This is a genomic window from Coriobacteriia bacterium, from assembly GCA_013334745.1.
Taxonomy (GTDB): domain Bacteria; phylum Actinomycetota; class Coriobacteriia; order Anaerosomatales; family JAAXUF01; genus JAAXWY01.
In genome coordinates this window covers 40,147-60,742 of the sequence record JAAXWY010000010.1, presented here as the reverse complement: position 1 = coordinate 60,742, position 20,596 = coordinate 40,147, and the positions used below count along the sequence as shown (strand labels likewise).

Sequence of the window (20,596 nt, the reverse complement as noted above, 5' to 3'; positions counted from 1 at the left end):
CCTCGCCGGGATGTGGCTCAGCTTGGTAGAGCGCTCGGTTCGGGACCGAGAGGTCGTGGGTTCGAATCCCGCCATCCCGACCATCCGGAACTTGACGGCAGGCCGCTCACTCGGCCTGCCGTTCGGCTATCTAGGCGGTGTTCGTGGTTGATTCGCTGATGCACTGGCTCGGCTATGGGCTGTGCCACCAGCTGCCGGAGCGGTCCTTCTTCGGCGGCGGTGTCCAATTGCCCGTTTGCGCCCGCGACACCGGCATCTATCTTGGCTTCATCATCGCAGTCGGCGTGATCGCCCTACTGCATCGTCGCGAGCGTCCGACCGGGTTTCCTTCGCCGATGGGGTGGGTCGTATTCGCGCTGATGGTTGGCAGTATGGGTATCGATGGTGTCTCCTCCTACTCGGGCCTGCGCACGACCACGAACGAGCTGCGGCTCATTACCGGGCTGATGACCGGCTTTGCGATCGCGATGCTCGTCGTACCTATGGTCAACGACGTGCTGTGGCGGCGCTCGGGCGCCGGGCGAGTGCTGGACCCGGTATCGAGGCTACTGAGCTTCCTCGTCGTGATCCCATTCGCCTACATGGCGATATGGTGGGGGGCGCCATTTCTCGGCGTTGGGTACGCCTTGCTCACAGCTGCGGCAATCATCACGACGCTGGTGAGTGTCAACCTGGTGATGGTGTGCCTGCTTCCTGCATTCGATCGAAAGGCTGAGAAGCTCGCTGACGCCTGGATGGCCATCTTGGTTTCGTTCCTTCTCGCCGGCGGCGAGATCTGGCTCGCAGCGGGATTGAGGATCTGGCTGACGAACCTGGCCGAGCGCCTGACGTAGGCTCTCGCCCTCGAGCCGCGAGGTTCATGTCAGAGGTGCGCGCTACTGTCTCTCCGAACACACGTTCGAAGGAGAAGACATGAACACGCGCACCGACAGCCCCACCTTTCGGCAGGTACTCGATGAGCTTGTTGCCAGTGCCCTGCTTGGGGACGTGAGCGAGGCCGCAGCGGCCCGAGCGCGGAAGGCGACCGGAAGAGCGCTCGGCTACGCGCTCACAGCTCCCGCCAATCTGGCGACCCGTCGTCGTGCGAGCGCCTACTTCTCGGCGTGCGTGCGTCGTGAGACGGTTCGCGGCAGAGCCGGATCGACCGCCGCCGCCAGGATGCTCGCCGCCGCCATCGTCGAGGATCTTCTCGAGGGCGGTCGTGACGGGTGGCATGCGTGGGAGGCCCTCGACCGAGGCTGGCGCGGTTCGCTGCCGGATGAACTGCTTGAGGAGTACCGCATCAGGCTGTGCGGTGCGGCCCTGCGTTCAGCTTAGCGGCTACCGGCGAAAAGTATCTCCCCGGTGTCAGAGACGACCCAAAGGCGCGTTGAGGACAGTTTGCCGTCCTTGGGCCCGGTCGCCTCGACCACGAGGACGGCGGGTGCGCCGGAGAAGGTGCAGCGCTCCACGTAGACCGGGACACCGTTGATGTCGCTCGGGAACGTCTTCGTGAGCAGATCGGCTGCGGCCGAGGCCGACTCGCCTTGCCGCCTCAGTGCGGCGAGCGCCTGGTGCCGAAGCTTGGCGCTGTCGGCCGTGGGCTTCTCGGCGAGTGCGGAAGTGTCCACCCCGCTCTGTACTTCGAGCGCGGAGTCGTTGTCGTAGACAGCGCCCTTGTCGGCCCACGTGGGCCCGTCAACACCGCACCCGGTCATTGCTAGCGCGATGATCAGCGCTGTAGCCGTGAGTGCCAGACAGCGTACGAATCGAGACTGCTTCGACACCAGGGACCTCCGTTGTAGGGGCTGTATCCATACTAGCCGATTCACAACGCCACGCTTGGCGCCGTGCAGTGTCAGACCCGGAGCGTACGGTCGTCTCGGATAGGCGACGGACAGCGGAGGCGAGCACGGTGAAGCAGAACTACGTGAGTGAACTGGCTGAGGGTACGCGTGTCGATGCTGCGTTCGCCTTGCGATCCAAAGAGATGAGGGCGACGCGCGCAGGCGAGGCGTTTCTCTGGCTTGAACTCGCTGATCGAACGGGCCATGTACCGGCTGTGTACTTCCGTCCCGGCGCTGAGGCCTGTGCCGCTCCTGTGGGCAGCATCGTGCGGGTGCGCGGACGGGTAACCAGCTACAAGGGCGTGCGGCGTGTCTCCGTCGACTTCTTGCGAGCCGAGCCCGCCGTCGATGCATCCGACTTCATCGCCACGGGTGCGCGTCAGCCTGAGGAGGTCTTGGCCGAGTTCAAGTCGATCGCCGCCTCAGTGCGTGACCCGCAACTACGCAAGGTCCTGCGCGCCGTCTTCGGCGATGAGGACTTCCTGCGCCGATTCGCGGAGTGCCCCGGTGCCCAGTCGCATCACCACGCGCACCTGGGGGGACTCATCGAGCACACGGTCGCGGTCGCGAGCATGTGCCAGGCGATCGCCCCTTCCTACCCTCAGGTGGACGCGGACGTGCTCGTGTGCGCGGCCCTACTCCACGACATCGGGAAGTGCGATGAACTGCGCTACGACACACAGATCGAGTACACGGACGCCGGCAGGCTGATCGGTCACGTCGTGCTGGGTGTGCAGCGGGTGCATGCGTCGATCGCGCGTACGCGCGTGAAGGTGGACACCGGAGTACTGACACGCCTTGAGCATGCGATCCTGTCGCACCACGGTGAGCTGGAGTGGGGCTCCCCAAAGCGACCATCGACGTTCGAGGCGCTGCTGCTGCACCACGTCGACAACCTGGACGCGAAGGCATCCGGTTTCTCGGAGCTGATGGGCCGTGCGGCGCGGGTCGAGGAGCTGTGGACCGACTCGGGCAATCTGTTCCGAAGGCCCCTGTACGCGCCTGCAGCCGCCGAGGCCGACCGCAGCTACCCCGTCGAGGAAGATGATCAGTACGACAGGAGGAGTGCCTGACGCCTTGCGTTCACGGCTTAGGCACGCAGCCCGCCTTTCGACTAGAATCTGCGAGTCGGCATCGCGCCGTCGTAACGATCAACTCGAAATGCGCAAGGAGTGGATTCTATGTCCGACACCCCCAAGGCCGAGATAGGCGTATTCGGCGGAAGCGGCTTCTACGAGCTGCTCGACAATCCGCGCGAGCACAAGATCAATACCCCGTTCGGCGCGCCGTCGTCTGCAGTCATGGTCGGTGAGATCGCCGGACGTTCCGTCGCCTTCCTCCCGCGGCACGGTAAGGACCACTCGCTGCCGCCGCACATGATTAACTACCGGGCGAACCTGTGGGCGATGAAGGAGCTCGGTGTCTCCCAGATCATCGGCCCTAACGCTTGCGGCTCGCTGCAGCCCGAGGTTGAGCCGGGTCACTTCGTGATCTGCGATCAGTTCGTCGATCGCACGTGGGGCCGCACGGATACGTTCTTCGATGGCCCCATCACTACGCACGTGAGCTCCGCTGATCCTTACTGCCCCTCGATGAGGCAGGTCGCGATCGACAAGGCCGCGGGTCTCGGAATCACCGCACATGAGACAGGCACCGTCGTCGTGATTCAGGGGCCGCGATTCTCGACGCGCTCGGAGTCGAAGTGGTTTGCCTCCCAGGGATGGGAGGTCATCAACATGACCCAATACCCTGAGTGCTATCTCGCTCGTGAGCTTGAGATCTGCTACGTCAACATCTCGCTGATCACAGACCATGACGCAGGGGCGGAGGGCGCCGAGCCGGTCTCGAACGACATGGTCATTCGCGTTTTCAATGAGAACAACAGCAAGGTCAAGAGCCTCATCTACGCGATGATTCCCGCTCTTCCCACCACCCGCGACTGCGTCTGCGCGACTGCGCTGGATGGTGCCGCCTTCTAGATCGCATCGTGACAGGTGTGTCTACCACGCGCGGGCTGCCCGAAATGGCGGTCCGCGCGGCTGTTTTCAGCGGCATGCGCTTGTTCGACCTTGTAACAGTTGTTACGATATCAACCCAGAATCTGCGGGTGTGCGACGACTGAATTGAGCGTGTTAACAGTGAGTGATCGCATACCCCAGGGTGTCATCGAGAGGCTTCCTTCCTACCTGAATGCGCTCATGCATCTTCGCGAGCAAGGCGCACAGACGGTCTCATCGGCACAGCTCTCGCATCTCGCGGAAGTCAACGCAGCGCAGATTCGCCGCGACTTCGCGTACTTCGGCCAGTTCGGAAAGCGAGGCGTGGGATACGACATCGCGCTGCTTGTTGACCGGATTCAGCGGATTCTCGGCTCGGACCACATACAGCGGCTCGCCATCGTGGGCGCGGGCAATCTCGGCTCGGCGATTGCACAGTACGACGGGCTGAGGACTCGAGGCTTCGTGGTCACAGGGGTGTTCGACAAGGATATCCGCAAGGTTGGAAGCCGTGTGGGCGACCTGATCGTGCGAGACATCTCGGAACTCGAGAGGTCCGTGCGCGAGCAGGGGATCCGTTTCGGAGTCATCGCGGTTCCGCCGGAGGCTGCGCAGGATGCCGCCGACCGGCTGTGCGCGGCAGGAGTTCGGGTGGTCGTGAACTACTCGACGGCATTCGTCGAAGTCCCTGAGCACGTTACCCTGCACAACACGGACCCCGTACGCGAACTGCTCCACACGCTCTACTATCTGTCTCGCGCAGAGGGCGTGGCGAGCGTCTAGGTGTGGTGGTACGCTACTCGCTAGCGTCAGTGCGGTCGACCGGTATCGACCGTTTCCTATGTCATGGAGGCTAACGAATGATCTCGACCCCCGTACTTGCGATCGCGATTCCGTTCCTCGGCGGCATCGGTGCCCCCGAGCTCATCATCATCCTTGTGATCATCCTCGTGCTCTTCGGCCCGAAGCGCCTTCCGCAGCTCGGCAAGTCGCTCGGCAAGACCATGAAGGCCATCCGCGAGGGTGCCGAGGGAAAGCTCGAGGAGGACGAGGCCGCCCTCACTGAAGAGGATGAGCCGAAGAAGGAGCCGGCCAAGGCCGAGGCCAAGGCGGAGTCCAAGTCATCTGCGGCGGGCGACGAGGAGTAGACCTCCTAGTTTCCGCACGTTTACGGCGTCGCCGGGGGTCTCCCTTGCGGCGCCGTCGCATTCATATATACTTTCGTGGACATTCGACGGGCTGTCCGCATCCGCGGGGCAGCCCGCGCGTTACGACAGGACCCGCCCATTACCATCTGGCGGGCACGATTGGGAGTCTCTCGCATGAACAAAGAGGTTGCTCTTACCCCCGAAGGCCAGGCCAAGCTCGAAGAGGAGCTCCGTCATCTCGAGACGGTTCGCCGCCGCGAGGTTGGTGAGCGCATCAAGGAGGCCAAGGAGTTCGGGGACATCTCCGAGAACTCTGAGTACGACGACGCCAAGAACGAGCAGGCGTGGGTCGAAAGCCGGATCATCGAGGTCACTCAGATTCTGGCTCGAGCGACGATCATCGATGCGCCCAAGAAGAACGACAAGGTCAACCTGGGCAGCAAGGTCAAGCTCCGTGACGCGTCCGGTGACGAGCACACGTATCAGGTCGTCGGTTCGGCTGAGGCCGATCCCGCGGACAACAAGATCAGCAACGAGTCGCCTGTCGGTGCCGCCATCCTCGGCCACAAGAAGGGCGAGGTCGTGAAAGTGACCACTCCTTCGGGCAAGGTCATCGATTTCACCGTTGTCTCGATCACGCACTAGTTCGATGGGTGACGAGGAGCGCACGGACGCAACCTCACCTGCGGGCGAGGCGGCCGAGATCATCGAGGACGATCCATTCGTCGTACGCCGAGCAAAGCTCGATGCGTTGCGGGCGTCCGGCGCACAGCCCTACGCCGATCACTGGGATGTCACCGCGAGAGCCGCTGAAATCGAAGCCGCGCATGCGGAGCTTGCGGACGGCGCAGAGACCGAGATCGTCGTCAGCGTGGCCGGCCGACTTGTAGCCAAGCGCGATCAGGGCAAGATCGTCTTCCTCGTCATTCGCGACGCAACCGGCGACCTGCAGCTCTTCACCCGCGTGAACCTTGTCGGTGATGAAGCGTTCGAGGCCATCAAGGATCTCGACCTCGGCGACTGGATCGGTGCCGTCGGCACCGTCATGCGGACACGCCGCGGCGAGTTGTCCGTGGCCCCGACTCAGGTCACGCTTCTTTCGAAGTCGCTCCGGCCTCTTCCCGAGAAGTACCATGGCCTCTCGGACACCGAAACCCGTTACCGCCAGCGCTACGTCGACCTCATCGCGAACCCCGGGGTGCGCGAGGTGTTCACCACCCGGTTCCGCATCATCGGAGCCATCCGCCGCTACATGGACGCGCAGGGCTACCTCGAGGTCGAGACGCCCATGCTGCACGCGATTCCCGGCGGTGCCACGGCCAAGCCGTTCGTGACCCACCACAACGCGCTCGACATGCCGTTGTATCTGCGCATCGCCCCTGAGCTGTACCTGAAGCGGCTGCTCGTAGGCGGCTTTGAGCGCGTCTACGAGATCAACCGTTCCTTCCGCAACGAGGGCATGAGCGTGCGCCACAACCCCGAGTTCACGATGCTCGAGGCGTACCAGGCGTACGGCAACATGGCATCGATGATGGACCTGACGGAGGGAATCATCACCAGCGCCGCAAGCGAGGTGCTCGGCACGCTCGACGTGGAGTATCAGGGCACCACCGTGTCGCTTGCGTCCCCCTGGCGCCGCGCCACGATGACTGAGCTGACCACTGCCGCCGCAGGCGAAGACGTAAGCTTCGCGCGCTCGATCGAGGAGTTGTGTGCGCTGTGCGACAAGCACGAAGTCCCGTTCGAGAAGAGCTTCGGCAAGGGCAAGCTCATCACCGAGCTGTTCGAGAAGCTCGTCGAGCACACGCTCATGGAGCCGACCTTCGTGACCATGTACCCCGCCGAGACGTCGCCCTTGGCGCGACGCAACGACGACGATCCCGAGCTCACCGACCGCTTCGAGCTGATCATCACAGGTCGCGAGTTCGCAAACGCGTTTTCGGAGCTGGTCGACCCGATCGATCAGCGCGGACGGTTCGAGGCACAGGCGGCCGCCAAGGACGCGGGCGACGACGAAGCCATGTGGGTCGACGAGGACTACCTCCGTGCGCAGGAGTACGGTATGCCACCGGCTGGCGGCATGGGTCTCGGTATCGACCGGCTCGTGATGCTGCTTACCGATTCCGCATCCATCCGGGACGTGCTGCTCTTCCCCCACATGCGGCCTGAGGCCTGAGTCCCGCTCTCGCATCAATCGCTCGATGCCCGTCGAATCCCCTTGAATTCGGGGAAATCTAAGTCCGAGTGACTCAGATTCGTGGCACTCTCCTTGCTATTGTTCGTGCACCTGCCGATTCATGTCGGTGCGGCGGGTATACTCCGTCTACAGGTTCATCGAATTCGCGGTTCCTCAGAGAACCGCTGCGATAGGGAGGCGCTCTCATGTTCGAGCGATTCACAGAAAAGGCGCGAAGGGTTGTCGTGTACGCCCAAGAAGAGGCGCGCATGCTCAACCAGAACTACATCGGGACCGAGCACTTGCTGCTCGGGCTGATTCGCGAGCAGGACGGCATCGCCGCCAAGGCGCTCGAGTCGCTCAACATCTCACTCGAGGACGTTCACGCGCAGGTTGAAGATCTCATCGGACGCGGCACGTTCGTTCCGACCGGGCATATCCCGTTCACGCCTCGCGCCAAGAAGGTGCTTGAGCTCTCGCTGCGCGAGGCGTTGCAGCTCGGGCACAACTACATCGGCACAGAGCACATCCTTCTTGGGCTTATCCGTGAAGGCGAGGGTGTCGCTGCGCAGGTGCTGCTCAACCTCGGCGCCGATCTCGACAAGGTCCGCTCGGCGGTCATCCAGCTGCTCTCGGGGCACTACGGCAAGGGTGCCGAGAGTTCCGAGGAGCGTCGCGGTGGGGGTGGAAACGGCTCGTCGATTCTCGATGAGTACGGACGCAATCTCACCCGTCAGGCCCGCGACGGCAAGCTTGACCCCGTGATCGGTCGCGCCAATGAGATCGAGCGCGTCATGCAGATCCTTTCGCGGCGCACGAAGAACAACCCGGTGCTCATCGGTGAACCCGGCGTCGGCAAGACGGCCGTGGCCGAGGGTCTCGCCCAGCGCATCTCCAACGACGAGGTGCCCGAGACCATCAAGGACAAGCAGCTCTACACGCTCGACCTCGCGGCACTCGTTGCCGGGAGCAAGTACCGCGGTGAGTTCGAGGATCGACTCAAGAAGGTCATGAAGGAGATTCGCGAGCGCGGTGACATCATCCTCTTCGTGGATGAGATGCACACACTCGTCGGCGCCGGAGCCGCAGAGGGCGCTATCGATGCAGCGAGCATCATCAAGCCTGCGCTCGCGCGAGGCGAGCTGCAGACGATCGGTGCGACCACGCTCGATGAGTTCCGCAAGTACGTCGAGAAGGATCCCGCACTTGAGCGCCGCTTCCAGCCTATCCAGGTCGGCGAGCCCAGCGTTGAAGAGACCGTCGAGATCCTCAAAGGACTCCGAGATCGCTACGAGGCGCATCACCGCGTCACCATCACAGATGAGGCCATCGAGGCGGCTGCGACACTCGCTGACCGCTACATCTCAGACCGCTTCCTCCCGGACAAGGCCATCGACCTTGTCGACGAGGCTGGCGCCAAGATGCGCATCAAGATGATGACGGCACCTCCGGGCGTCAAGGAGGTCGACGACCGACTGAGGTCTGTTCGCGCCGAGAAGGAAGCCGCGATCGAGGCGCAGGAGTTCGAGAAGGCCGCGAGCATGCGCGACACCGAGAAGCAGATTCTCGCCGAGAAGCGCGAGCTCGAGGAAGAGTGGATGAAGCCGGACAACCGGCGCACGGTCGTCGTTGGCGAGCGCGAGATCGCCGAGGTCGTGTCGATGTGGACCGGCGTCCCGGTCACAGCGCTGACCGAGGAAGAGACCGCCAAGCTTCTGCGGATGGAAACCGTGCTGCACGAGCGGATCGTCGGCCAGGACGAAGCCGTCACCGCCGTCAGCAAAGCTATCCGACGCGCACGCGCCGGCCTCAAGGATCCCAAGCGCCCCTCGGGCTCGTTCATCTTCCTGGGCCCGTCCGGAGTTGGTAAGACCGAGCTCTCCAAGGCCCTCGCAAGCTTCCTGTTCGGCAGCGAGGACTCGCTTATCAGCCTCGACATGTCCGAGTACATGGAGAAGCACACCGTGTCTCGCCTGATCGGTTCGCCTCCGGGCTACGTCGGGTTCGATGAAGGCGGTCAGCTCACAGAGGCCGTCCGTCGCAAGCCGTACTCCGTCATCCTCTTCGACGAGATCGAGAAGGCGCACCCCGACGTGTTCAACGTGCTTCTGCAGGTCCTCGAGGAGGGTCGCCTCACCGATGCTCAGGGTCGCAAGGTCGACTTCAAGAACGCGATCGTGATCATGACCAGCAACATCGGCGCGCGGGACATCGTGAAGCAGGCATCCCTCGGCTTCATGCCGGCGGCCGCCAGCGGTGGCATCGGCTACGACGCGGTCAAGGAGCGGGTGACCGGGGAGCTCAAGAAGCTCTTCCGGCCCGAGTTCCTCAACCGTGTGGACGAGGTCATCGTGTTCCACGACCTCAACACCGAACAGATCGAGCAGATCGTCGATCTCATGGTCGATCGTCTGCGCGTGCAGCTCGGTCAGCAAGGCTTCGGCATAACGATCACCGAAGAAGCACGCAAGTTGCTCGCGCAGGAGGGCTTCGACTCCACGCTGGGCGCCCGTCCGTTGAGGCGCGCGATCCAGCGTCTGCTCGAGGACCCGCTCTCCGAGCAGATCCTCGGCGGGAACTGGCTTGCTGGCGACGTCATCGAGGTCTATGTCGAGGACGGTGCCGCTGCCTTCCGAAAGGGCGAGGGCATCGTCGCGGTTTCGACTCGCGCCGCGACCGAGGAGCCTGAGGTGCCGAGCAAGCCGGCCCCGACTCGTCGCAGTGGTGTGCGAAGCGGTGGCGGCAAGGCCTCCGGCGGCGCGGCTGGCGAGTAGCGCATGGCGAAGACGCGGTCTGTGTGGCGCTGTCAGAACTGCGGCGCGAGTGCGCTCCGCTGGCAAGGACGCTGCAGTGACTGTGGCGAGTTCGGCACAATGGTTGAAGAGATCGAGCAGCCCGTCGGCGATGGTCGGCGGGCTGCGCGTCTGAGTGCGGTTACGCTCGGTCTCGACGAGGTCGGCGCCAGCGAGGCCAAGCGATCGACGACCGGCATCGACGAGCTCGATCGGGTGCTGGGCGGCGGCCTGGTCGCAGGTTCGCTCGTTCTGCTCGGCGGTGAGCCGGGAATCGGCAAGTCCACACTCCTGCTCCAGGCAGCCCAGGCGATCGGATCGACCGGTACCGACGTGCTGTATGTGTGCGGTGAAGAGTCGCCGCAGCAGATCGGTCTTCGCGCGCGGCGACTCGGTGCGACGAGTGAGCGCGTCAAGCTGCTGCCAGAGCTCGACATCACTGTCGTCGAGGAGACTGTGCGGGAGCGCAAACCCGGCGTACTCATCATCGACTCGATTCAGACGGCCTTTGATTCCGAGCTGTCCGGAGCGCCCGGCAGTGTTGGACAGGTCCGCGCATGCACCGCCCGTCTCATGAGGGTGGCCAAGGACCTCGGTGTGACCACGCTCATCGTCGGTCACGTAACCAAGGACGGCGCGATCGCGGGCCCACGAGTCCTCGAGCACATGGTTGATGCGGTCCTGTACTTCGAGGGTGACCGCGACCACGCGTTTCGCATAGTCCGCGCGGTCAAGAACAGGTTCGGCTCGTCAAGTGAGATCGGCATCTTCGAGATGGGGGAGGTCGGGCTTATCGGCGTCGGATCGCCTTCGTCGGCGTTCATCGCCGAGCGAACCGAGGAGGTCGCCGGCTCGGCGGTCATGACAGCGATGGAGGGCACGCGGCCCTTGCTCGTCGAGATTCAGGCGCTTGTGACACCGAGCTACCTGCCTGCGCCGCGGCGACTCGCCACGGGCGTGGACACCGCTCGGCTTCTGCAGGTGCTCGCCGTTCTGGAGCGACGCGCCGGGCTGTCCTTCGCCGGTCAGGACGTCTACGTGTCGGTCGCAGGCGGGTTGCGCATCCTTGAGCCGGCGGTCGACCTGCCGCTGGCGCTCGCACTTGCCTCGGCGTTGAGGGACGTGCCCATCAAGCGTTCGATCGCTTCCTTCGGCGAGCTCGGGCTGACGGGGCAGATCAGACCCGTAGCGCAGGCGGCGTCCCGTGCGAAGGAGGCGTCGCGGTTCGGTTTCGAGCGCGTGCTCGGCGCCGCTCCCGCATCGATGACCGAGGCCGATCGGGGGCCACTCGTCAGCACGACCACGATTCAAGACGCGCTTGCGGCTGCGTTCGGGCAAGGTCACTGAGGTCTTCTCGCGACCAAGTAGGGTTACGCGCGGGCCCAGTCGTGGCAGAATCGAGATAGGCGTTGCATTCACCGACGTGGTGGGAGTCCATGTGATTGACCCAAAGACGAGAGAGTTGCTCCGCGAGGAACTGAAGAAGGTCGCTCCTGGAACGCATCTGCGCGAAGGGCTGGACATGATTCTCGCCGCCAGAACCGGCGCGCTCATCGTCATCGGCGATGAGGCCGGTGTGAAAGGGCTCTGCGACGGCGGATTCATCATCGACACGCCGTTCACGCCGCAGCGGGTGTTTGAGCTCGCCAAGATGGACGGTGCGATCATCTTGGATCAGTACGCGGCTCGTATCATGCGGGCAAACGCCCACCTGCAGCCTGATCCGTCGCTTCCCACCAGCGAGACCGGTATGCGTCACCGCACCGCCGAGCGCGTCAGCCGGCAGACCAAGGCACTGGTCATCTCGGTCTCGCAGCGGCGCCAGATCGTAAGCCTCTACCTGCGAGGACGGCGCATCACGCTCGAGGACACGGAAGTCGTTCTCGCCAAGGCGAATCAAGCGCTCCAGACTCTCCAGAACTACCGCACCCGTCTCGGTGAGGTCATGGAACGCGTCACTCACCTCGAGTTCGATGATCTGGTCACACTCGGTGATGTGGCCGAGGCGATCGGCCGGTTCGAGATGGTGCGCCGGGTTTCGCACGAGGTCGCGCGCTACATCGGTCAGCTCGGGACTGAAGGCCGCCTCGTGCGCATGCAAGCCGATGAGCTCACTGCCGGTATCGACGACCAGTACAACCTCCTGGTCCGCGATTATGCGGCCGACCCCGCATCGCGCAACTGTGCGGCCGTTCGCACGCGCCTCGGCGACCTGCCGCTCGACCGCTTGCTTGAGCCCGATGCGGTCGCGCACGAACTCGGCCTCGACGCCGGCGATCGCGGTGAGCAGCACCTGCGACCGCGTGGCTACCGCGTCCTGGCCCAGATACCGGCGCTACCCTCCACGGTCGTCAATCGCATCGTCGAGCGCTTCTGCTCGCTGCCCGCGATGGTCCGTGCGACCGCGGCCGAACTCGATGACGTCGATGGTGTCGGTACGCGTCGCGCCAAGGCGATCGCGAGCGGTCTGAGCAGGATCCGCGCTCACGCTGCGGTCTAGGGCAGCCGATACCCTCATCAAGGAGAGCCCAGCTGGCCGTGTGCTAGCATCGGTCGGGGGTATGGGTTCGCATCAACGAACCGGGAGGAGGTGGAGGCGAGCGGCACGCGTGCCGTATCCGCTACACCCATGATTGAAGCCATCACCCGAGTCATTCTGGTGACGGGCGGTCTAGTGGGAGGGTATGCGGCGACAGGTCTTGTCGACTGGCAGACAGAGCTCGGCCTTCCTCGTTACTACGTCATCTTTCTATTGATCATTCTTGGGGGAGCGATCGGGTACGTGCTCGGCGGAATCATCGGCCGAGAACTCACGGGAGTCTGGCGTCGCATCGAAGCCCGGATCATCGACACGTCCCCGGCCGACCTACTGCTGTCGACCGCGGGACTCATGGTCGGTTTGGTGATCGCACTGTTCGCCTCATGGCCACTGCGTCTGGTGAAGCCCGCTTGGCTTTCGACGACCGTCACCGTTCTACTCATGATCGTTCTCGCCAATCTGTTCATGCGCGCCGCTCAGTCGAAGCGCCGTGACTTCTCGGCGATGTTCCCGCGTCTGGCTCCGCCTGAGCTCGTCACGGCCGAGCAGCGCGTGGTCCTGCTCGACACGAGCGTCGTCATCGACGGCAGATTCGTCGAGCTCCGGCGCATCGGGTTCTTGCCGGGGACGCTGCGCGTGCCGCGCTTCGTGCTGGCCGAGCTTCAGACGCTTGCTGACTCCGCCGACGATACGCGCCGCGCACGAGGGCGTCGTGGGCTCGACCTGCTCGCATCGCTGCCCACCGAGGACGCGGTCCCGGTGTTTGAGACCGACTACCCCGATACACCGCTCGTGGATGAGAAGCTGATGCGGCTCGCCGTCGACGCGAAAGGGTCGTTGCTGACCGTTGATTACAACCTCCAGAAGGTCGCCAGTGTCCGCGGCATCGAGGTCATGAACCTCAATGAAGCCGCTACGGCGCTTCGGCCGAACTACCTGCCCGGTGAGAGCATCCGTCTGCGCGTGACCAAGCAGGGCAAGGAGCCCGATCAGGGCGTCGGCTACCTCGACGACGGCACGATGGTCGTGGTGCAGGGCGGCAAGGGACTTGTGGGCACCGAGGCTGACATCGAGGTGACGTCGGTCCTGCAGACGTCCGCGGGCCGCATGATCTTCGCTCGGCAATCGCACGCCAACACGCCGATGGGCGACGAGTCATGAGCCCGCACGGCGCCACCGCGATCGTGTGCGCCGGCGGTACCGGGCAGCGGCTCGGACTCGCGGGCGGGAAGCAGCTCACGCTCGTCGCCGGTCGGCCGGTCCTTGCGTGGACGATGGCCGCGCTCGATGCCGCCCCCAGTGTCGGACACATCGTGCTCGTATGCCCGGGGGACCGCTTTGCTGAGTATCGGGCAGCTGCCGTCGAGGGAGTCATCGTGGGTACCCCGGTGACGTTCGCGGCGTCTGGAGACACGCGGCAGGAATCCGTAGCGTCGGGAATCGCCGCCGCTTCGGACGACGCGACAGTTCTCATCGTGCAGGACGGAGCCCGCCCGCTGCTCACGCCGTCGCTGGTAGAGGCGACCGTATCGGCGCTTCAGGCCGACCCGCGCGCGGACGGTGCCGTGGCCGGTCACCCGTCGATCGACACCCTTAAGACGGTGACGGGTGGGGTAGTGGACGGCACACCCGACCGCGCCCGTTACTGGGCCGTCCAGACACCGCAGGCCTTCCGCGCCGAGTCACTTCGCGCCGCCTACGCGCGAGCTGCGAAGGACGGCTTCATCGGAACCGATGATGCTGCCATCGTCGAGCACGCCGGTGGCAGGGTCGTGCTCGTCGAGGGACCCCGAGATAACATCAAAGTGACCGTGGCCGAGGACATCGCCGTGGTCGAAGCGGTACTCTCGTTCCGACGATCGGAAGAGGGGTAGCCGTGCTTCGAGTCGGACTGGGATACGACGTGCATGCATTCGCGGAGGGGCGCAAGCTCATCCTCGGTGGCGTGGAGATCGCACACGAGCGGGGCCTACTCGGCCACTCGGATGCCGATGTTCTCGCCCATGCACTCGCGGACGCAGTACTTGGTGCGTTGCGCGAGGGCGATGTGGGCAAGCTGTTCCCGGACACCGACCCCGCCTACGCCGGCGCTGACTCGCTCGTGCTGCTCGCTGAAGTGGGCGCACTCGCTCGTGAGCGCGGCTTTCGCGTGATAGACGCTGACTGCGTCGTCGTGTGCGAGCGCCCTAGGCTCTCGCCATTCCGCGATGAGATGCGCGCGAACCTCGCTCGAGCGCTCGGCGTCGACGTTTCGTGCGTCGGCGTGAAGGCCACCACGACCGAGCGGCTCGGCTTCGAGGGTCGCGAAGAGGGCATCGCGGCCCAGGCCGTCGTCTTGCTCGAGTGTACGTAGCTACCAGCGCGGGTACGCTCCGCTGCTGGTAGACTGGTGCCGCGCTCGGGCCACCGGGGGCGGCTTCGCCTCGTATCCGACGGGCAGGGACCATGTTTCGACGCATTCAAGCTGATATCAGGGCGGTAAAGGAGCGCGACCCCGCAGCCACATCTGCTGCGAGCGTTCTGTTCAACTACCCCGGTATCCACGCGATATGGGCTCACCGCATCACGCATTGGTTGTGGGAGCATGGCCGCAGGGGGTTCGCACGCTGGCTCTCTGAGGTCGCACGCTTCTTCACCGGCGTCGAGATTCACCCCGGAGCGACGATCGGGAATGGATTCTTCATCGATCATGGCATGGGTGTCGTGATCGGCGAGACGACGATCATCGGCAACGACGTGACCATCTATCAGGGTGTGACCCTGGGCGGCACCGGCAAAGAGACCGGCAAGCGCCACCCCACGCTGCATGACTGCGTCGTGGTCGGCGTAGGCGCGGCGGTTCTCGGCAACATCACGGTGGGTCACGGCAGCAAGGTCGGCGGCGGCGCGGTCGTCATCGACGACGTGCCGCCCAACTGCACGGTTGTCGGCGTGCCCGGGCGTGTGGTGATGCGCGGCGGGTCGCGAGTCAACACGATCGACCTGCATCACGAGGATCTTCCGGACCCCGTCGTCGAGATGTTCCGCTGCCTGCAACGACGCATGGACCGTCTCGAGAAGAAGGTCGTCGAAGGCGGCGGCACGCTCGACGGTGATGGAAGCGACCTCAGCGTGACCGAGGACGACGACGGTTCGATGACCGTTGAGTTCGAAGGATGGACCTGGCAGATATAGCGAGCCCGACGCAGCCTTCTCGGCTGCCGCGCTCTCGCGGAAGGAACGACATGCGCGTCTACAACACGCTGAGCCGCACCAAAGAGGAGTTCGTGCCGCGAGTGGCCGGCACGGTCACGATGTACGTGTGCGGGCCGACCGTCTACAACCACATCCACATAGGCAACGCCCGCACGTTCCTCTCGTTCGACGTCATCCGCCGCTATCTCGAGTACAAGGGCTTCGACGTCCGGTTCGTGCAGAACGTCACCGACGTTGACGACAAGATCATCAACCGGGCCAACGAGGAGGGTCGGACCGCCGCCGAGGTCGCCGAGGAGTACACCGGGGCGTTCATCTCGGCGATGCGCGCGCTCGGCATCAGCGATCCGACCGTTCGCCCGAAGGCCACGGAGACCATTCCCGAGATGATCTCGCTCATCGAGCGCCTCATCGAGTCGGGCAACGCGTATGACTCGGGCGGCGACGTCTACTTCAGCGTCCGCAGCTTCCCGGGCTACGGCAAGCTCTCCGGGCGAGACGTCGACGAGATGGAGAACCAGGCGCGCATCGATCGCGATGACCGCAAGCGCGATCCGCTCGACTTCGCGTTGTGGAAGTCAGCCAAGCCCGGCGAGCCGCACTGGACAAGCCCGTGGGGCGAGGGCCGCCCAGGCTGGCACATCGAGTGCTCTGCGATGTCGGAGATGGAGCTTGGGCTCCCGTTCGACATCCACGGCGGTGGCAGCGACCTCGTCTTCCCGCATCACGAGAACGAGATCGCGCAGTCCGAGGCCGCGACCGGTGTTCCATTCGCGAACTACTGGCTGCACGGCGGCATGCTGCAGATCAACTCGGAGAAGATGAGCAAGTCGCTCGGCAACTTCAAGCTCGCCAAGGATGTGCTTGAGGCCTACTCCGTTCCGATCATCCGGCTGCTGATGCTGCAGACGCACTACCGCAGTCAACTCGACTTCTCAGACACGCGACTCGACGAGACCGGTCATGCCTACGAGCGCCTCGCGAACCTCGTGCGTAACCTGCGCTGGGCGCGCGACCTCGCCGCCTGCGGACTGGGTTGCCCGGGTGACGCACTCGAGGATCTCAAGGCGTCCATCACGGCGGCCAACGACAAGTTCGAAGCCGAGATGGACGACGACTTCAACACCGCCGGTGCACTCGCCGCGGTATTCGAGCTCGCACGCGCCGCGAATCACTTCCTCGCTGAGTATCAGATGGACCTGTGCGAGCCCGACCGTCTCGTGCTGTGCGAAGCCGAGGACACCGTTGTCTCGCACCTTCGCGTACTCGGCATCGAGATCGAGGATGACCAGACGTGCTGCTTCCCGCTCGAGGTCGTCGATCTCGCGGTGGAGGTGGCAGGTTACAAGGGAGACAATCCCGACATCGCGGTCGACGTTCTGCTCGCCGCGCGTTCCGCGGCGCGCGCCGAGAAGGACTGGGGGCGTGCCGATGCGGTCCGAGACGGCCTCTCGGCGCTCGGCTTCGCTATCGAGGACACGCCGCAGGGCGCCCGCGTCATCTTCAAGCCGCAGTCATGACGACGACAGCCATTGAGGGCCGCAACGCGGTCATCGAAGCGCTTCGAGCCGGAGTACCGCTCAAGCGGATTATGATCGCCGAGGGCACCAAGCCCGACCGCTCGCTCGACGAGATCGCGCGGCGTGCCGGCGAGGCCGGTATCGCGCTCGACCGGGTTCCCAAGCGCGCCCTCGACGCTGCGAGCGAACGCGGTGCGCATCAGGGTGTGATCGCGGAGGCGAAGCCCTACGCGTACGCGCGCCTGGATGACGTGCTCGCACGGGCACGGGGCAAGAAGAACTCGCTGATCATCGCACTCGATCACGTGACCGACCCCGGGAACCTCGGTGCGATCGTTCGCACCGCAGAGGTCGTGGGGGCAGACGGAGTGCTCGTCGCGAACCGGCGTGCGGCGGCGGTGACGGCAGCGGCCTACAAGGCATCCGCTGGAGCGTTGTCACACGTCCTCTTGGCGCAGGAGGCCAATCTGGTGCGTTCGCTCGAGCGGTGCAAGAGCGATGCGTCGTACTGGGTGGCCGGGGCCTCGGAGCACGGCTCACAGGTTGCGTGGGACGCTGCCCTTGAAGGCCGCATCGTCTTGGTGATGGGCTCGGAGGGCGACGGGCTTGCCCGACTCACCAAGGAGACTTGCGACTTCCTCGTCCGGCTGCCGCAGGCCGGGAAGGTCGGTTCGCTTAACGTGGCGCAGGCGGCCACGGCGCTTTCGTACGAGTGGCTGAGGCGCTGCTCACTCGCAGGGGAGTGACCGAGGTGCGCGTGCTCATCGTCGATGGCTACAACGTCATTCGCCAGACGCCGCCCTATAGCCTCATCGCCGAGGACGACCTGGATGCTGCGAGGCTTTCGCTCATCTCCGATGTTGCGGCGTTCGCGCACGGAGAATTCTCGGCGACCGTCGTGTTCGACGGGCATCTCAACGCGGGTTCAGACGGGCGGCCGCACAACATCGCGGGCGTCACCGTCATCTTCTCGCGCTTCGGGATGGATGCCGATAGCGTGATCGAAGCGCTCTCGCGCACTTCGCGCGAGGCCGGTAACGACACTGTCGTCGTGACTTCGGACGCACAGACCCAATGGACCGTGCTAGGCGGCACCGTCGCCCGCATGTCCTCGGCGGAGTTCGCCGGAGAGATCCGCGCCGAGGACGCTGAGTGGCGCGATCATGCTCCTGCGGGCAGCTCCAAGGGCCGTCTCGAGGACCGTATAGACCCGGCCGTCCGAGGGCGATTGGCGCGCTGGGCCGTCGGTAAGGAATAGTCGAGCATTCATTTTCGACAAAGTACTTGCGTCGCGGCGAGAGTTGGAGCAAGGTCATGAAACCGAAGGGCATTGGGGATTGCCCTTCCTGAAGCTTCTGGTTTCGGGTTTCAGAGTTCGCATGCCGTGCCGGCGGCGAACCCTCGCTAGGACTGGGGCGAACAAGGGGGTTCTTCAAGTTGCTTCATCACCAAGGGGCGTTTGCGCACCGAACTGGGACGGGGCGCGGAGCAGATGTAGGACTCGTCGTAGCCGCACGCAGCGGTGACCAGGACGCAAGTTGCGAACTGGTACGACGCTACAGGGGACTCATCCGATCCAAGGCGCGTTCGTACTTCCTCGTCGGCGCAGACCGCGACGACGTCATCCAAGAGGGTATGGTCGGCCTGTTCAAGGCCATTCGCGACTACGACCCCACTCGGCAAGCCAGCTTCCACTCGTTCGCTGAGCTGTGTGTGACGCGGCAGATCATCACTGCGGTGAAGTCGGCGACTCGTCGCAAGCACTCACCCCTCAACGGCTACATCTCGTTGTCGCGATCGACCTCCATGGAGGAGGACGGCGAGCGGCTGCTCTCTGACATCCTTGCCGCGAAGGAGATTTGCGATCCCGCCGAGATAGTGATCGCGGCGTGGGAGACCAACTTCATCCGCACCGGGGTCACCGACGCGCTTTCGCCCTTCGAGGCGGAGGTGCTCAAGCTGTACTCCAACGGGCGGTCGTATCAGCAGATCGCTGATTCGCTCGGTCGACACACGAAGGCCGTGGACAATGCGCTCCAGCGCGTCAAGCGCAAGATGGAGACGCAGATTCGGCGCTGTAACGCCTGCTAGAGCGAAGCGGTCCGATCGCTGCTCGATGACACGCGGGAGACCGGTCGCGTAGAGTGGTGGCGCCCCTACGACTCTCGCGCTGCGATTCTGCATGAGAGTCGCCACCGCGCAGAAGCGAGTCGACCCACAGTGCAGCGAGATGATTCGATCGATGCGATTCGCGGCGTCGCCATTGCGATGGTCGTCGTCGGTCATGCCATCGTCACGGCCGCGGTCGTGAGTCACAGCGGACCCGGCTACGCGGAGGTCGCACCGGGAGCGTTCCTCCCGAAGAGCGGAACACAGGGTCTCGTACTGAGTCTGGTCTACTCGTTTCAGATGGCGCTATTTGCCTTCGTCAGTGGAATCCTCATGCGTGGCTCCCGAAAGCGTCCGCTCGCCGAGCAGATCGGGCGGCGCGCCTGGAGCCTGCTCGTCCCCTACGTGCTGTGGTTCGTCATCACTTGGTTCGTCGCCGTCGGAACCTGGCCGCTGCGGTTCGAGGGGCTGGGTGATGCCATGCGTCAGCTCATGCTGGGGACGGGACCGGGGTTGTGGTACCTGTACGCGCTGTTCATCAGCTCGGTCGTCGTGTACGTACTCGAGCGCCTTCCCGCATCCAAGTACCTGCTCGCGGCCAGCGCTCTCGCGGCATGCTGGGTCATGGCGGGCGGCGTGAGGATTCCCGTCTACGCCCATCTGGGCAACCTGCTGTGGATACATCCGTTCATCGTCTTTGGCTACCTCATGGCACCCGCTCGCGAGTGGGTGATCCGTCATCGCTGGCCGCTCGCGCTCGGGTCCTTCGTGGCGTTTGTCGCCACGTTTCGGCTGCGGCACCCGTACCACGTCCCGAAGCGTCAGCACATGCGTCGCGTTGCCGAGAAGCTCGGTGAGATCGGTCTGCCGATCGGCGTGGTGCTGACGCATGCCGTCTACTACCTGTGCGGAGCGGCGGGCAGCATCGCCGTCTACGCGCTCTACATCGGGCGCACCGGTCGCCTGATCAGGCTGCAGGCGTGGTTCGGGAGGCGCAGTCTGGGCATCTATGCCGTGCACAGTGCGCTCCTGCCGATCTTCATCAGGGCGCACATCGCCAATGCACCGGTGATCGCTCTCGTCTCGTTCTTCTCGGCCGCGGGGCTCACGTACCTGCTCGAGCGCACGCCGATTCTCGGCGACGTCCTCCTTGGGCAGCGAACGCACCGTCGCGGAGTGCTGGTATCATGACTGCGCTCCCCGTAGGGCGCATCGTGCTGGCGTAGCTCAATGGCAGAGCAACTGATTTGTAATCAGTAGGTTGCGGGTTCAACTCCTGTCGCCAGCTCCAAGC

At 64.4% G+C, this 20,596-nt stretch carries 21 protein-coding genes and 2 tRNA genes; 22 read left to right on the top strand and 1 reads right to left on the bottom strand.

All coding sequences use genetic code 11. The features are described from left to right. Positions 1-6 precede the first annotated feature (6 nt). From HGB10_04590 to HGB10_04580, 3 genes are all read left to right on the top strand, one after another. A tRNA-Pro gene (locus HGB10_04590) sits at positions 7-83 on the top strand. A gap of 60 nt (positions 84-143) precedes the next feature. Beyond that, on the top strand, positions 144-833 hold the full coding sequence (locus HGB10_04585; protein NTU71079.1) for a DUF2085 domain-containing protein: 690 nt from the start codon (positions 144-146) through the stop codon (positions 831-833). A 79-nt stretch (positions 834-912) separates the two neighbouring features. Then, a complete protein-coding gene (locus tag HGB10_04580) occupies positions 913-1,317 on the top strand; it encodes a hypothetical protein (GenBank protein NTU71078.1) in 405 nt (134 codons plus the stop codon). Here the strand turns inward: HGB10_04580 and HGB10_04575 are convergent. After that, complete coding sequence (locus HGB10_04575) at positions 1,314-1,766, bottom strand: hypothetical protein (protein ID NTU71077.1); 453 nt, start codon at positions 1,764-1,766, stop codon at positions 1,314-1,316. The two genes, HGB10_04580 and HGB10_04575, sit on opposite strands and share 4 nt — an antisense overlap. A 128-nt stretch (positions 1,767-1,894) precedes the next feature. Between HGB10_04575 and HGB10_04570 the strand changes: the two genes are divergently transcribed. The 19 genes from HGB10_04570 to HGB10_04480 all read left to right on the top strand — a co-directional run bounded on the left by HGB10_04570 (position 1,895) and on the right by HGB10_04480 (position 20,593). Then, positions 1,895-2,899 (top strand): HD domain-containing protein, encoded by a 1,005-nt coding sequence (locus tag HGB10_04570; GenBank protein NTU71076.1) that lies wholly within the window; start codon positions 1,895-1,897, stop codon positions 2,897-2,899. Positions 2,900-3,007: 108 nt separating this feature from the next. Then, entirely contained in the window at positions 3,008-3,805 is a 798-nt protein-coding gene (locus HGB10_04565) for an S-methyl-5'-thioadenosine phosphorylase (GenBank protein ID NTU71075.1), read from the top strand. A gap of 159 nt (positions 3,806-3,964) precedes the next feature. After that, positions 3,965-4,606 (top strand): redox-sensing transcriptional repressor Rex, encoded by a 642-nt coding sequence (locus HGB10_04560; GenBank protein ID NTU71074.1) that lies wholly within the window; start codon positions 3,965-3,967, stop codon positions 4,604-4,606. Positions 4,607-4,683: 77 nt separating this feature from the next. Continuing rightward, on the top strand, positions 4,684-4,971 hold the full coding sequence (gene tatA, locus HGB10_04555; GenBank protein ID NTU71073.1) for a twin-arginine translocase TatA/TatE family subunit: 288 nt from the start codon (positions 4,684-4,686) through the stop codon (positions 4,969-4,971). 174 nt (positions 4,972-5,145) lie between these two features. Continuing rightward, a complete protein-coding gene (gene greA, locus HGB10_04550) occupies positions 5,146-5,616 on the top strand; it encodes a transcription elongation factor GreA (GenBank protein ID NTU71072.1) in 471 nt (156 codons plus the stop codon). Positions 5,617-5,620: 4 nt separating this feature from the next. Continuing rightward, positions 5,621-7,147, top strand: a complete 1,527-nt coding sequence (lysS, locus tag HGB10_04545) for a lysine--tRNA ligase (protein ID NTU71071.1) — start codon at positions 5,621-5,623, stop codon at positions 7,145-7,147. 206 nt (positions 7,148-7,353) lie between these two features. Continuing rightward, positions 7,354-9,921 (top strand): ATP-dependent Clp protease ATP-binding subunit, encoded by a 2,568-nt coding sequence (locus HGB10_04540; protein ID NTU71070.1) that lies wholly within the window; start codon positions 7,354-7,356, stop codon positions 9,919-9,921. A gap of 3 nt (positions 9,922-9,924) precedes the next feature. After that, positions 9,925-11,286, top strand: a complete 1,362-nt coding sequence (gene radA / locus HGB10_04535; GenBank protein ID NTU71069.1) for a DNA repair protein RadA — start codon at positions 9,925-9,927, stop codon at positions 11,284-11,286. A 91-nt stretch (positions 11,287-11,377) separates the two neighbouring features. Then, positions 11,378-12,439 (top strand): DNA integrity scanning protein DisA, encoded by a 1,062-nt coding sequence (gene disA, locus HGB10_04530; GenBank protein ID NTU71068.1) that lies wholly within the window; start codon positions 11,378-11,380, stop codon positions 12,437-12,439. A gap of 90 nt (positions 12,440-12,529) precedes the next feature. Beyond that, positions 12,530-13,639, top strand: coding sequence for a TRAM domain-containing protein (locus HGB10_04525; GenBank protein ID NTU71067.1), 1,110 nt, complete (start codon positions 12,530-12,532; stop codon positions 13,637-13,639). Next, a complete protein-coding gene (gene ispD / locus HGB10_04520; GenBank protein ID NTU71066.1) occupies positions 13,636-14,352 on the top strand; it encodes a 2-C-methyl-D-erythritol 4-phosphate cytidylyltransferase in 717 nt (238 codons plus the stop codon). The genes HGB10_04525 and ispD overlap by 4 nt, the downstream gene beginning before the upstream one ends. Before the next feature lie 2 nt (positions 14,353-14,354). Next, positions 14,355-14,831 (top strand): 2-C-methyl-D-erythritol 2,4-cyclodiphosphate synthase, encoded by a 477-nt coding sequence (locus HGB10_04515; protein ID NTU71065.1) that lies wholly within the window; start codon positions 14,355-14,357, stop codon positions 14,829-14,831. Between the two features lie 92 nt (positions 14,832-14,923). Next, positions 14,924-15,652, top strand: a complete 729-nt coding sequence (cysE, locus tag HGB10_04510) for a serine O-acetyltransferase (GenBank protein ID NTU71064.1) — start codon at positions 14,924-14,926, stop codon at positions 15,650-15,652. 50 nt (positions 15,653-15,702) lie between these two features. Further along, on the top strand, positions 15,703-17,193 hold the full coding sequence (locus tag HGB10_04505; protein NTU71063.1) for a cysteine--tRNA ligase: 1,491 nt from the start codon (positions 15,703-15,705) through the stop codon (positions 17,191-17,193). Continuing rightward, a complete protein-coding gene (gene rlmB, locus HGB10_04500) occupies positions 17,190-17,939 on the top strand; it encodes a 23S rRNA (guanosine(2251)-2'-O)-methyltransferase RlmB (protein ID NTU71062.1) in 750 nt (249 codons plus the stop codon). The genes HGB10_04505 and rlmB overlap by 4 nt, the downstream gene beginning before the upstream one ends. Next, positions 17,906-18,451: an NYN domain-containing protein gene (locus HGB10_04495; GenBank protein ID NTU71061.1), complete on the top strand. Its 546-nt coding sequence runs from the start codon at positions 17,906-17,908 to the stop codon at positions 18,449-18,451. The genes rlmB and HGB10_04495 overlap by 34 nt, the downstream gene beginning before the upstream one ends. A gap of 179 nt (positions 18,452-18,630) precedes the next feature. After that, positions 18,631-19,284 carry an RNA polymerase sporulation sigma factor SigH gene (gene sigH, locus HGB10_04490; protein NTU71060.1) on the top strand — a complete coding sequence of 218 codons (654 nt, stop codon included), beginning with the start codon at positions 18,631-18,633 and terminating at the stop codon, positions 19,282-19,284. A 129-nt stretch (positions 19,285-19,413) separates the two neighbouring features. Then, the gene (locus tag HGB10_04485) at positions 19,414-20,493 is read left to right on the top strand and encodes an acyltransferase (GenBank protein NTU71059.1); all 1,080 of its coding nucleotides are present in this window, start codon (positions 19,414-19,416) and stop codon (positions 20,491-20,493) included. Between the two features lie 25 nt (positions 20,494-20,518). Then, positions 20,519-20,593, top strand: a tRNA-Thr gene (locus HGB10_04480). Positions 20,594-20,596 lie beyond the last annotated feature (3 nt).